This is a genomic window from Pigmentiphaga daeguensis, assembly GCF_039523035.1.
Taxonomy (GTDB): Bacteria; Pseudomonadota; Gammaproteobacteria; order Burkholderiales; family Burkholderiaceae_B; genus Pigmentiphaga; species Pigmentiphaga daeguensis.
Window position 1 is genome coordinate 457,784 of sequence record NZ_BAAAEN010000001.1, and the last position, 12,060, is coordinate 469,843.

A 12,060-nucleotide genomic window follows, 5' to 3' on the forward strand; every position below is an offset into this window, starting at 1 on the left:
CCCAGTAATATCCAATCCCTATGATAGATCTGCGCCGGGTAAGGTATTTCGTGGCGGTGGCCGAGGAACTGCATTTCGGCCGGGCAGCGGCCCGGCTGGGCATTTCCCAGCCGCCGCTGAGCCAGCAATTGCAGGCCCTGGAGCAGGACCTGGGAGCGCGGCTGCTCCACCGCAACAAGCGACAGGTTTCCCTGACCGAGGCAGGCCAGCTGTTCCTGCCCGAGGCCCGCGCGCTGCTGGCCCAGGCCGAACGCGCGGCATCCATCGCGGCGCGTGCCGCGCGGGGCGAACTGGGCACGCTGCGCGTGGGTTTCACCGAAAGCGCGGTCCTGACGGGGGCGCTGCCCAACCTGTTGTCGCGTTTCCGCGAACGCCATCCGGCCGTGGCGGTGCAATTGATCGAAGAGACCAGCCAGGAACAGATCCAGGCCCTGCTGGACGGACGCAGCGACGTGGGATTCATGCGCCTGCCCGCCAGCGGCGCCTTTCCCGCGGAACTCGACGCGCATCCGCTGTTGTCCGATCCGCTGGTCGCGGTCTTGCCGCGCCGGCACCGGCTGGCCGGCGCCAGCGAGGCGCTGGGCGTTGCCGAACTGGCCCAGGAACCCTTTGTCTTCTTCGCTCCCGGCGCGGGCACCGGCGTCTACAGCCAGGCACTGAACCTGTGCCGGGCGGCGGGCTACGCGCCCCGCATCGCCCAGGAGGCCCGGGAAGTGGTGACCATCGCGGGGCTGGTGGCGGCGCGGCTGGGCGTCTCCATCCTGCCGGCCTCGGTGCGCCGGCTGGACGTGGCCGGCGTGGTCATCCGGACGCTGCGCGAACCCGAGGCCGCTTCGAAGCTGTGGCTGGCCAGCCGGCGCGACGGCGCCTCGGCCACCGGGGCCGCTTTCCGGCGCCTGGCGGTGGGGCCGCAGCCCGCCTCCTTATAATCGTCCCACCGTACCGAATTCCGCTCCCGCCTCCCGCCGCATCGCCATGTCCCTGCCTTCCCCCCGTACTCCGTCCACGCAACCCCGGCCCTGGAAACGATGGCTGGGCTGGGCCTGCCTGGCCCTGGCACTGGGGCTGACGGGGGCCTTGACCGTGAGCTGGGTCATGCGCGAGAGCTCGCCGCAGTTCGGCGAACAACTGCGTACAGAAGGCCAGGCGCGGTCGCTGGAGCTGCCCGACGGTTCCCGCATCGACGCCGGTCCCGGCACCTCGCTGTCGGTGGCCTATTACTCGCGCCGGCGCCAGGTGATCCTGGCCCGCGGCGAGGCATCCTTCCACGTGCGCTGGCAGTACCGCGCCGCCTTCTCGGTGCAGTGGGGCGTGAACGAGGTGGTCATCGACGGCACCCGCATCGAAACGCCCGACATCCTGTTCCGGGTCGCGGCCGAGCCCGAGCGCCTGCGGGTCGAACTCGTGGAAGGCGCGCTCAAGGTGCGTACCGTGACGGCCGGCCCCCGCGAGTTCGTGGAGCTGCAGCCGGGCGACGCCCTGACCGTGGACATGGGCACGCGCACCCACCAGCTCACCCACGCGAGCCCGGCCCCCGCGCGCTAGGACGGTTCGTCCGGCCGCCGCGCCGGCAGGGGCGGGGCGATGTCCTCCAGCGACTTGCGTTCGGCGTCCACGCCGTGGCGCAGCGCGCCCAGGCCCGCGGCCGCCATCATGGCCGCCGCCACCGCATAGCCGAGGGCCACCGCCGCATGGCTGCCCGTGCCTATCAGTTCGCCGAACAGGGCCGGGCCGGCGAATCCTCCCAGCCCGGTTCCCACCGCGTAGAACACCGCGATCGCCACCGCCCGCATTTCCAGCGGAAAGATCTCGCTCACGGTCAGGTAGGCGGAGCTGGCCGCCGCCGAGGCGAGGAAGAATACGGCCGACCAGCACCAGGCCTGGCTGCGCGCGTCCAGCCAGCCTTGCGCGAAGGCCCAGCCGGTCAAGGCCAGGCCCAGGCCGGCCGAGACATAGGTGGCCGCGATCATGCGCCGCCGGCCGACGACGTCGAACAGCGGCCCCAGCAGCAGAGGGCCCAGCACGTTGGCCAGCGCGAACGGAAAGACGTAGAGGCCGACGCGGCCCTCCGCCACCCCGTGGAAGCGCGTCAGCACCAGCGAATACGTGAAGAAGATGGCGTTGTAGAAGAATGCCTGGGCCACCATGAGTCCGAGGGCCACGGCGCTGCGGCGGCGATAGTCGCGCACCAGGATGCGGGCGACCTGGAGCAGGGTGGGGGAGCGGCCCGCCACCGGCGAGGTGCCCGCGACCGGCGGCAGCGCGCCATGGCGGCGAATCGCCTCGTCCTCGATCGCGAGCACGATGCGCCGGGCCTCGTCCAGCCTGCCGTGCGCGGCCAGCCAGCGCGGGCTTTCCGGAACATGGCGCCGCACCAGCAGGATGGCGGCCGCCATGACGCCGCCGGCGAGGAAGGCCGCGCGCCATCCCCATACCGGCCCCAGCACGCGGACATCGAGCAGCAGCAGGCTCAGTCCCGCGCCCAGGGCCGCGCCCAGCCAGAAACTGCCGTTGATGGCCAGGTTCACCCGTCCGCGCACGCGGGCCGGGATCAGTTCGTCGATGGCGGAATTGATGGCGGCATATTCGCCCCCTATGCCCAGGCCCGTCACGAAGCGGCAGGCGGCGAAGAAGGCGAAGCCGGGCGCGAAGGCCGTCGCCAGGCTGCCGGCCATGTAGATCGCCAGGGTGATCAGGAACAGCCGCCGGCGGCCCAGGCGGTCGGTCATCCGGCCGAAGGCCAGCGCTCCCAGCACCGCGCCCGCGATGTACAGCGAGCCCGACCAGCCGACCTGCGCCGCGCTCAGGGCCAGCGTGTCGCCGCGTTCCAGGACGCCGCCCACGCTGCCGACCAGCGTGACCTCCAGGCCGTCCAGCACCCAGGCCACGCCCAGCGCGACGGCCACGCGGGTATGCCAGGGCGACCACGGTAGCCGGTCGAGGCGATTGGGCAGATCGGTCCGCGTCATGGCTCGTCCTGCCTGGCCACCTCCACCACGGAGATGCGGTTGTCGTCCAATTCCCTGACGGTATAGCGGTAGCCGGCATGGTCCAGCCAGGCTCCCACCGGAGGCAGTTCGGCGAACCGGTCCAGCAGGAAACCGGCCAGGCTGGTGTAGCCCGGGCCCGCCAGGCCGGACGGCAGGTCCAGCGCCTGTTCCACGTGCCGCAGGTCGGCGGAGCCGTCCATGCGCCATCGCCCCGGCCCCAGCGGCTGGATGGACGGTGTCTCGTCTTCGTCGGGGAAGTCGCCGGCGATGGCCTCCAGCAGGTCTACGGGAGTGACCAGGCCCAGTACGGTGCCGTATTCATCGGTCACCAGCACCAGTTGGCCGCGCGAATCGCGCAGCACGTCCATCAGGTCCAGGATGGGGATGGATTCGTGCACGTAGATGGGCGCGCGCAGGCGCGAAGCGTCGATGGCTCCGGTCTCGAGCAGGCTGGCCAGGAGATCCTTGGCGCGCGCGACGCCGGCCACGTCGTCGAAGTTGCGCCGGCAGACCGGCATGTAGCTGTGGGGGGTATCGAGGATGCGCGCGCGCTGTTCGTCCGCGCCGGCCGTCAGGTCCACCCACGAGATCTCCGAGCGCGGCGTCATGATGGACCGCACCGAGCGGTCGGCCAGCGTCAGTACGCCGCTGACCATGTGGCGCTCCTCCTCGGCGAAGGCGCCCTGCGCGGGGGAGGGGGCGCTTTCGTCGGTTCCCTGGGAGGCCCGCCGCCCGCCCAGCATGGTCAGGATCGCATCGGCGGTCCGTGCCCGCAGCGGGCGGCGGGCCGCGTGCCGGAGCGCGTTGCGGCGCGCGGTCTGGTTGAAGGCCTCGATCAGGATGGAGAAGCCGATGGCCGCGTACAGGTAGCCCTTGGGGATATGGAAGCCCAGCCCGTCGGCCACCAGGCTCAGGCCGATCATCAGCAGGAAGCTCAGGCAAAGCACCACGACCGTCGGATGGGCATTGACGAAGCGCGTGAGCGGCTTGGACGCCAGCAGCATGATGGCCATCGCCACGACGACCGCGATCATCATGATGGACAGCTCGTTGACCATGCCCACGGCCGTGATGACCGAGTCCAGCGAGAAGACGGCATCGAGCAGCACGATTTGCGCCACGACCAGCCAGAATCCGGCTTCGACCTTGCGGTTGCCCGCGTGGTCGCCGCTGCCTTCCAGCCTTTCGTGCAGTTCCAGCGTGGCCTTGAACAGCAGGAACAGGCCGCCCGCCAGCAGGATCAGATCGCGTCCCGCGAACGAGAAGCCGGCCACGCTGAACAGCGGCCGGGTCAGCGTGGCCAGCCACGATATGGCGGACAGCAGCGCCAGCCGCATCACCAGGGCCAGCGCCAGGCCGATGACCCGGGCCCGGTCGCGCTGGGCGGCCGGCAGCTTGTCGGCCAGGATGGCGATGAAGACCAGGTTGTCGATACCCAGCACGATCTCGAGCACGATCAGGGTCAGCAGGCCGGCCCAGGCAGTGGGGTCCATCAACCAATCCATGGCTTGCTCCGCGGGAAGGGAAGATTCGCGCAGTGTCGCATGGCGTCCGGGAATCCGGACACCGCACGGGTGGCGATTCCGTGTTTCCGCCAGTATCCGAAGGCCGGACGGGGCGTGGCCTGGAGCGGCCATGCATGAGCTGCAATGGTCCGCATATTGCTTGGTTGGCGCCTGCGGCGGACCGCGTCCGGGCCGCTTGCCATGGCAAGGAGAACAAAGGTGACAACCCACTCAGCGTCCTTACCGCAGTCCTCATCCCGTCCTTGCTGGATGCCGCCGCTGGGCCGCGGCCTCGTCTACAGCCTGGCGCTGGCCGGCATGATCGGCCTGGCCGCCTGCGGCAGCGACGACGATCCTCCGCCCGCGCCGCCGGAACCGCCCGCCAATACCTATCCGCATGCGAAGGAACCGATAGGGACGGTGCGGGAAATGTACGACGGCACGCTGACGCCCGATCTCGCGGTCAACACCTTCCGCAACATCGATCGTCTGTTTCCCACCCGCAGCATCGCTCCCGCCGCGACGCCGCGCCCGCTGCCCAAGGCGGCCAGGCAACTGCCCGCGATCAAGTTCACGGCCGGTGGCAAGAACTACGACATCTACGACTACCTGGCGCTGAATCGCGTCTCGGGCCTGCTGGTGCTCAAGAACGGCGAGATCGCCTACGAGACCTACCAGTACGGCAACACCGAGAAGACCCGCTGGATGTCCATGTCGGTCGCCAAGTCCATCACGTCGACGCTGATCGGCGTCGCCATCCAGGACGGCCTGATCGGCAGCGTGCACGACCAGGTGGTCAAGTACGTGCCCAAGCTGGCGGGTAGCGCCTACGACGGGGCCACGGTGCGCGACGTGCTGATGATGTCTTCGGGCGTGAAGTGGGACGAGACCTATACCAATCCCGCCTCGGACCGCCGCGCGTTGCTGGAGGCCCAGATCAGCCAGAAGCCGGGCTCGGCGCTGGAGCTGATGAGCAAGCTGCCGCGCGCGGCCGAACCCGGCTCCACCTTCAACTACAGCACCGGGGAAACGCAGATCGCCGGCGAATTGCTGCACGGTGCCATCAAGAAGCCGCTGGCCCACTACCTGTCGGAGAAGATCTGGTCGAAGTTCGGCATGGAGGCCGAGGCCAACTGGTGGCTGGACTCGCCGGACGGCATCGAGATCGGCGGCAGCGGCCTGAGCGCCACGCTTCGCGACTGGGGCCGCTTCGGGCTATTCTTCATGAACGATGGCGTGATCGACGGCAAATCCATCCTGCCCAACGGCTGGGTGGCCGATGCCGGCAGCGGCAAGACGCTCAGCGGCGGTGATCCCCTGCCGTACTACGGCTACATGTGGTGGGTGAACACCGACGGCCAGTCGGCGATCGACAAGGCGTTCTACGCCACCGGCATCTTCGGCCAGAACATCTACATCAACAAGAAGGAAAAGGTGGTGATCGTGACCTGGGGCGCGCAGTCCAAGCCCACGGGCGCCGGCGTCATCAACAACACGGCGTTCTTCGACGCCGTGGTGAAGGCGCTGCAATAAGGGCAGGGCGGCCGCCGGGGACGAGGAGGGCGGGGCGCCCCCGCTTTCCTTCGTCCCTCGGTTCATTCACAAGGAACATTCCCGCCATGCTCATCCGCCCTGCCGCCGAGACCGACTTCGATCAATGGCTGCCGCTGTGGCGCGGCTACCAGGCGTTCTACCGGGTCGACATCCCGCTGGAAACCACGCAATTGACCTGGACCCGCATGATGGACGAAAGCGAACCCATGCATTGCGCGGTCGCCGCATCCGACGGCCGCCTGGTCGGATTGGTGCACTACATCTTCCACCGCAGTTGCTGGACACGGGGCGACTACGTCTACCTGCAGGATCTGTACGCGCAGCCCGAATGCCGCGGGCAAGGCGTGGGCCGGGCGCTGATCGAACACGTCTACCGGGCCGCAGCCGACGCCAACGCGGCGCGCGTGTATTGGCTGACCCACGAGAGCAATGCGCAGGCGATGCGGCTGTATGACCAGGTGGCGGAGAAAAGCGGGTTCGTGCAGTACAGGAAGGCGCTGGGATAGGCGTGGGTCGAGACGATTGCGGCAGGGTCATGGATGCGCTTGGCGTGTCGCTGACCGCCGTTGCCAAGGAAAAGGGACATGTGCATGCGTAGGGAGCAACTGGACCCGGTCGGGTTGTCTTTCATATTACGTGACTTTACATAATATACATTATGCGCATAATCGGGATGTCGGAGCCACCGTTTCCCACGGCGCCACATCAGGCTCGTCGATACGCCGGCCCCCGTGCCTGCTTCGCGTCATGTCATGAAGAGATCGATCATCTGTTCCCGCATCCAGATACACGCCGGGCTGGTGTGCGAGCGTTCGTGCCAGAAGATCGCCACGTCGAAGGCCGGCATGGCTATGGGCAACTGCGCGACTTGCAGCCTGCCTTCCTTGGCCAGTTCCGTGGCGACCCGGCGCGGCACGATAGCGACCAGGTCGGTGCGCGTCAGCGTCATGGCCAGCGCCATGATGTTGGGAAAGTACGTGACGATGCGGGCGTGCTTCTTCAGGAGCACCTCCTCGATGATCTGGTGACCGCCTCCCAGGGATGTCACCACCGCGTGCGGTGCCTGCAACAGCAATTTCTGGGTCAGCGTGCCGCGGGACAACGGATGTCCGGCGCGCATCAGGACCACGTAGCGTTCCTCGAACAGATGCTGGGTTCTCAGGCGGCTGCCGCGCAGCCTGGGCAGGTGGCCGGCGGCGAAATGGATGCGTCCGTTCTCGAGTCCGACGCGTATGTCCTCCTGCGACAGGGTCTCGGTTTGCACCCGCACTCTAGGGGCCACCTGCTGCAAGCGCTCCAGCAGCATGGGCAGGATGTTGACCTGCCCCATGTCGGGAATGTGGAAACGGAAGGTTTGCTCGCTGACGCCAGGGTCGAAATTCTTGCGGTGATCCAGCGCCTGTTGCAGGCCGCTCAGGGCGTTGATCACGGTCTCGGCGATCTCCAGCGCGTACGGCGTAGGCTGCATGCCGCTCGTGCTGTTGACGAACAATGGATCGCCCAAGAGTTGGCGCAGCCTGGTCAGGGCATTGCTCATCGCGGGCTGCGTGATGCCGAAGCGGTCTGCGGCCAGCGTCACGCTGCGGGTCTCCAGCATGGCTTGGAAGACAGAGAACAGATTGAGGTCGGAACGGTATAGGTTCATGGCCTTATGCATTCATTTTGTGAATTCTTGGAATACAGCAAATAAACTTAAAAAATGACTACGGCAAGCCTACTATGAATTCCGACGCGGGCGCACGCCAGATGCGGCCGCCGCGAACATGGAGATACCGCAGTCATGACTTCCCGGGCAGTTGCCACCACTGCCGCGCGCCGCCTGCTGGAGCTTGCTGCCAGGCTGGGCGTGGATTACTTCTTCACCAACCTGGGCAGCGACCACCCGGCGTTCATCGAGGCCTTCGCGGCCATCGACGGCGAAGGCACCGCCATGCCCCGGATCGTCGTTTGTCCGCACGAGATGACCGCCCTCACCGCCGCCCACGGCTATGCCATGGTGACGCGCCGCCCGCAGATCGTGCTGGTGCACGTGGACGTCGGTACGCAGAACCTGGGTTGCAGCCTGCACAACGCCTCGCGGGGCCGTGTGCCCGCCATCATCGTGGCCGGTTTGTCGCCCGTGACCGTAAGCGGCGACCGCGCCGGCGCGCGCACCGAGTTCATCCACTACACGCAGGATGCTCCGCGCCAGCATGAAATCGCGGCGCAGTACATGAAGTGGACCTACGAATTGCGCGCACCCGAGATGCTGGACAACGTGCTGATGCGCGCGATGCAGGTGGCGACCACCGCACCCGAAGGCCCGATCTATCTGACCGGCGCGCGGGAAGTCTGGGAAGGCCCGGCCGAGCCCCTGCCCGACGAGGCGCTTGAGCACTGGTCCCCTGCCCGTCTCGGCGGCTTGCGCGAGGAAGCCGTGGCGGAATTGCACGGGGCGCTGTCGCAAGCCCGGCGGCCCCTGGTGTTGACGACCTACCTGGGACGCAATCAGGCCGCCGTCGGCCGCCTGGTGGAATTATCGGAGCGGCTGGGCCTGCCGGTGGCCGAGATCGCGCCGCAGTACGTCAACTTTCCTGGCGGGCATCCGCACCATGCCGGTTACCGGCGCAATGCGCTGGTGGCCGACGCCGATCTCATCCTGATGCTGGACGTGGACGTGCCGTGGATCGTCTCGCGCACGGGCCCGGCCGCGGGCGCGCGTCTGTTTCACATCGATGCCGACCCGGTGAAGGAAGGCATGGGGTTCTGGCATTTCCCCGCGCACCGCAGCTATCTTGCCGACAGCGACTATGTCCTGCGGCAGTTGCTGGACTACGGCCGCGATCGCGCGGAACCGGTGCCGGCCGAGCGGCTGCGATGGATAGCCGAGGCGCGCCAGCGGGTGGCGGCCGCTCCCCTGCCCTCCCTATCCGTCAGGCAGGGCGGCATCACTGTCAGGCAGTTGACGGAAGCGGTGGGCGAACTGGTCAACGACCGCACGGTGATCGTGTGCGAAGAGCCTTCCGGAACCGAGACCATTCTATCGACGCTGCGGCTGAACCGGCCCGGTAGCTACTACGTCAACGGCGGCAGCGGCCTGGGCTGGGGCATCAACGCCGCCGTGGGTGTCAAGCTGGCGGATCCCGGGGCCGAGGTGATCGCGCTCAGCGGCGACGGAAGCTTCCTGTTCGGCGTGCCCAGCAGCACTTATTGGGTGGCGCAGACCTACGGCGCCCCCATTCTTACCGTCGTCTACAACAACCGGGGCTGGAATTCCCCCAAGGTCTCCACGAACCTGGTACATGCCCATTCCACGGCGAAAAGCAGGGATCGCTACTGGATAACGGTGGCGGACGGCGCCCGGCTGGCGGACATAGCCGCCGCGGCGGGCGGCGCGGCGGCCTTTCGCGTCAGCGAAGGCCAGGCGCTGCGCGGCACGTTGCAGGAAGCGTTGGAAACCGTGCGGGCAGGCCGCAGTGCCGTCGTCGAAGTCATGCTTGATCCCATTTCCGAGCAGGTGCTGGCATGAGGACTCCGGACTTCCTGGATGCCGGGGCCTGGGCCGGCAAGCTGTTCCAGGGGGCATGGACCCCGGCCGATGGCCTGGCCTATGACGCGGTCGACAAGGCGAACGGTGCCCGCCTGGCGAGCCTGACGCTGGCGACGCCCGCCGCGCTGTCGGCATCGGCCCGCCAGGCCGCGCATGCCCAGCCGGCGTGGGCCGCCACACCGCACGAGGAACGGGCGGCGATCCTGCGCCGGGCAGCCGACTTGGTCGACGGCCATCGCGACGAAGCCGCGCAATGGATCATGCGCGAGACAGGCGCCATTCGGGCCAAGGCGGACATGGAGCTGCGCTCGGCCATGCTGACCCTCCACCAGGCTGCCTCGATGCTGGGCGAACCCCAGGGGTTGGTATTTCCTTCCGCCGCCGACAAACTGAGCTATGGCCGGCGCATTCCGCATGGCGTGGTGGGCGTGATCGCACCGTTCAATTTCCCGCTGACCCTGTCCATGCGCGCCGTGGCGCCTGCCCTGGCCACGGGTAATGCCGTCGTGCTCAAGCCGGACCCGCAGACAGCGGTCAGCGGCGGTCTTTATATCGCTCGCTTGTTCGAGGACGCCGGGCTGCCGGCCGGCCTGTTCCACGTACTGCCGGGTGGCGCCGAGGTGGGCGAGGCGATGTGCGTGGATCCGCTGGTCGGCATGGTGGCCTTCACCGGATCGACCGCCGCAGGCAGGCGCGTAGGGGCGCTGTGTGGCGAGCATTTGAAGAAAGTGTCGCTCGAACTGGGCGGCAAGAATTCGCTGATCGTCCTCGACGATGCCGATCTGGAGCTCGCCGCCGGTTGCGCCGCGTTCGGCGCATGGATGCACCAGGGCCAGATCTGCATGGCCACGGGCCGCATCCTGGCCCACGAAAGCGTCGCCCGTCGCCTGGCCGATCTGCTGGCCGCCAGGGCCGGCAAGATGAAAACGGGCGATCCGCGGCAAGCGGGCGTGCGGCTCGGCCCCATGATCAATGCCCGCCAGCTCGAGCGCGTCGACCAACTGGTCAAGCGCACGATCGCAGCCGGCGCGCGGCTGTGCGCGGGCGGCATGGCCGATCGCCCGTTCTATGCCGCCACGGTGCTGGATGGCGTGCGGCCGGGCATGCCGGCCTTCGACGAGGAAGTATTCGGACCGGTCGCCGTGGTGACGCCTTTCTCCTCGGACGAGGAAGCCGTTGCCCTGGCCAACCGTACCGAGTACGGGCTGTCTGCCGCGGTCGTCTCGCGCTCGGTGGCGCGGGCAATGGCCTTGGGTCGCCGCCTGCGTACAGGGCTGTTGCACATCAACGACCAGACGGTGGCTGGCGATCCTCGCGTGCCCTTCGGCGGCGTCGGGGCCTCGGGGAATGGCGGCCGTATCGGCGGCCCCGCCAACTGGGACGAATTCACGCAGTGGCAGTGGGTCACCGTTCAGGACCGGCCCCCCGCCTACCCCTTCTGATCCATTACCCCGGCACCCGCCGGTTCATCCAGCCGTCCAGCCGTCGCAGAACGGCAAGGAGAGGAGACATTTCCATGAAATTCCAGGCTTACCCGTTGCTGGCAGCTTGCGCGCTGGCTTGTGCCACCTCCGCTGGCGCCGCCGATTATCCTTCGCGCCCGATCCGTATCGTGGTCGACTTCCCGGCCGGCGGTACCATCGATTCTCTTGCACGCATCGTCGGCCAGCGACTGGGCGATCGATGGGGGCAACCGGTGGTGGTCGAGAACCGCCCGGGCGCGGGTGGCAACATCGGTGCCCACGAGGTCTACGGGTCCGCACCCGACGGCTATACCCTGCTGGCCACGCCCCCTGGGCCGTTGTCGATCAACGAGTACCTGTACAAGGACCTGACCTTCAAACCCTCGTCCTTCGCGGCAATAGGCTTGTTGGCAGGCAGCCCCAACGCCATCACGGTCAAATCCTCGTTGCCGGTCAGATCGGTGCAGGAACTGATCGCCTACGCCAAGGCCCATCCCGGCAAGCTGACCTACGGCTCCCAGGGCAACGGTTCGACGTCGCACCTGACCGGACAGTTGTTCGCGACGATGTCGGGCACCTCGCTGGTCCACGTTCCCTACAAGGGCGAAGGTCCCGCGCTGACCGACCTGATGGCGGGCCGCGTCGATCTTTTCTTCGGGAACATTTCGGCCGTGCTCAAGCTGCGCGACACCGGCAAGGTGCGCATCATGGCGGTAGCCGACCACGCACGTACCGAGATCGCCTCCGATGTCCCGAGCGCCGCCGAATCCGGGTTTCCAGGCTTCGAGAGCAGTGCCTGGTTCGCGCTGATGGCGCCGCCGGGCACGCCGGCCCCCATCGTCGACAGGCTGAACGAGGCACTGGCGGCCATTCTGGCCGACGACGGCGTGAAGAAACGCTTCCTCGCACTGGGGGCCGAAGCCAGGTCCTCGACCCCGGAACAAGCCCAGGCGTTCATCGAGGCTGAGCGCGTACGGTGGAAAAAGGTCATCGTCGAAGCCGGCGTGACCATGGATTGA

The 12,060-nt window shown here is 67.8% G+C and carries 10 protein-coding genes; 7 read left to right on the plus strand and 3 right to left on the minus strand.

From position 1 onward, the window contains the following. Window positions 1-20: 20 nt before the first annotated feature. Together ABD104_RS02245 and ABD104_RS02250 are read left to right on the plus strand one after the other, a co-directional pair. Entirely contained in the window at window positions 21-929 is a 909-nt protein-coding gene (locus ABD104_RS02245; protein WP_243724347.1) for a LysR family transcriptional regulator, read from the plus strand. A 46-nt stretch (window positions 930-975) separates the two neighbouring features. Further along, a complete protein-coding gene (locus ABD104_RS02250) occupies window positions 976-1,545 on the plus strand; it encodes a FecR domain-containing protein (protein ID WP_087840161.1) in 570 nt (189 codons plus the stop codon). Here the strand turns inward: ABD104_RS02250 and ABD104_RS02255 are convergent. Beyond that, window positions 1,542-2,969, minus strand: a complete 1,428-nt coding sequence (locus tag ABD104_RS02255) for an MFS transporter (protein ID WP_087840162.1) — start codon at window positions 2,967-2,969, stop codon at window positions 1,542-1,544. The genes ABD104_RS02250 and ABD104_RS02255 overlap by 4 nt on opposite strands. Then, a complete protein-coding gene (locus ABD104_RS02260; RefSeq protein WP_087840163.1) occupies window positions 2,966-4,495 on the minus strand; it encodes a TerC family protein in 1,530 nt (509 codons plus the stop codon). The genes ABD104_RS02255 and ABD104_RS02260 overlap by 4 nt, the downstream gene beginning before the upstream one ends. Window positions 4,496-4,714: 219 nt before the next feature. On the opposite strand from ABD104_RS02260, the gene ABD104_RS02265 reads away from it, so the two are divergent. Together ABD104_RS02265 and ABD104_RS02270 are read left to right on the plus strand one after the other, a co-directional pair. Further along, window positions 4,715-6,028, plus strand: a complete 1,314-nt coding sequence (locus tag ABD104_RS02265; RefSeq protein WP_254914640.1) for a serine hydrolase domain-containing protein — start codon at window positions 4,715-4,717, stop codon at window positions 6,026-6,028. Window positions 6,029-6,114: 86 nt separating this feature from the next. Further along, window positions 6,115-6,555 carry a GNAT family N-acetyltransferase gene (locus ABD104_RS02270; protein ID WP_087840164.1) on the plus strand — a complete coding sequence of 147 codons (441 nt, stop codon included), beginning with the start codon at window positions 6,115-6,117 and terminating at the stop codon, window positions 6,553-6,555. 239 nt (window positions 6,556-6,794) lie between these two features. Here the strand turns inward: ABD104_RS02270 and ABD104_RS02275 are convergent, their stop codons facing one another. Beyond that, the gene (locus tag ABD104_RS02275; RefSeq protein WP_165962992.1) at window positions 6,795-7,694 is read right to left on the minus strand and encodes a LysR family transcriptional regulator; all 900 of its coding nucleotides are present in this window, start codon (window positions 7,692-7,694) and stop codon (window positions 6,795-6,797) included. A gap of 135 nt (window positions 7,695-7,829) precedes the next feature. Here ABD104_RS02275 and ABD104_RS02280 point away from each other — a divergent pair, with 135 nt between their 5' ends. The 3 genes from ABD104_RS02280 to ABD104_RS02290 all read left to right on the plus strand — a co-directional run bounded on the left by ABD104_RS02280 (window position 7,830) and on the right by ABD104_RS02290 (window position 12,060). After that, window positions 7,830-9,557, plus strand: coding sequence for a thiamine pyrophosphate-requiring protein (locus ABD104_RS02280; RefSeq protein ID WP_087840166.1), 1,728 nt, complete (start codon window positions 7,830-7,832; stop codon window positions 9,555-9,557). Then, window positions 9,554-11,020, plus strand: a complete 1,467-nt coding sequence (locus ABD104_RS02285) for a benzaldehyde dehydrogenase (protein ID WP_087840167.1) — start codon at window positions 9,554-9,556, stop codon at window positions 11,018-11,020. The genes ABD104_RS02280 and ABD104_RS02285 overlap by 4 nt, the downstream gene beginning before the upstream one ends. Window positions 11,021-11,094: 74 nt before the next feature. Next, complete coding sequence (locus tag ABD104_RS02290; RefSeq protein ID WP_087840168.1) at window positions 11,095-12,060, plus strand: Bug family tripartite tricarboxylate transporter substrate binding protein; 966 nt, start codon at window positions 11,095-11,097, stop codon at window positions 12,058-12,060.

Excerpts from the sequence above, each read along its gene's own strand:
- ABD104_RS02245 (WP_243724347.1), top strand. The coding sequence starts at position 21 with ATGATAGATCTGCGCCGGGTAAGGTATTTCGTGGCGGTGGCCGAGGAA.
- ABD104_RS02250 (WP_087840161.1), top strand. The coding sequence starts at position 976 with ATGTCCCTGCCTTCCCCCCGTACTCCGTCCACGCAACCCCGGCCCTGG.
- ABD104_RS02255 (WP_087840162.1), bottom strand. The coding sequence starts at position 2,969 with ATGACGCGGACCGATCTGCCCAATCGCCTCGACCGGCTACCGTGGTCG.
- ABD104_RS02260 (WP_087840163.1), bottom strand. The coding sequence starts at position 4,495 with ATGGATTGGTTGATGGACCCCACTGCCTGGGCCGGCCTGCTGACCCTG.
- ABD104_RS02270 (WP_087840164.1), top strand. The coding sequence starts at position 6,115 with ATGCTCATCCGCCCTGCCGCCGAGACCGACTTCGATCAATGGCTGCCG.
- ABD104_RS02275 (WP_165962992.1), bottom strand. The coding sequence starts at position 7,694 with ATGAACCTATACCGTTCCGACCTCAATCTGTTCTCTGTCTTCCAAGCC.
- ABD104_RS02280 (WP_087840166.1), top strand. The coding sequence starts at position 7,830 with ATGACTTCCCGGGCAGTTGCCACCACTGCCGCGCGCCGCCTGCTGGAG.
- ABD104_RS02285 (WP_087840167.1), top strand. The coding sequence starts at position 9,554 with ATGAGGACTCCGGACTTCCTGGATGCCGGGGCCTGGGCCGGCAAGCTG.
- ABD104_RS02290 (WP_087840168.1), top strand. The coding sequence starts at position 11,095 with ATGAAATTCCAGGCTTACCCGTTGCTGGCAGCTTGCGCGCTGGCTTGT.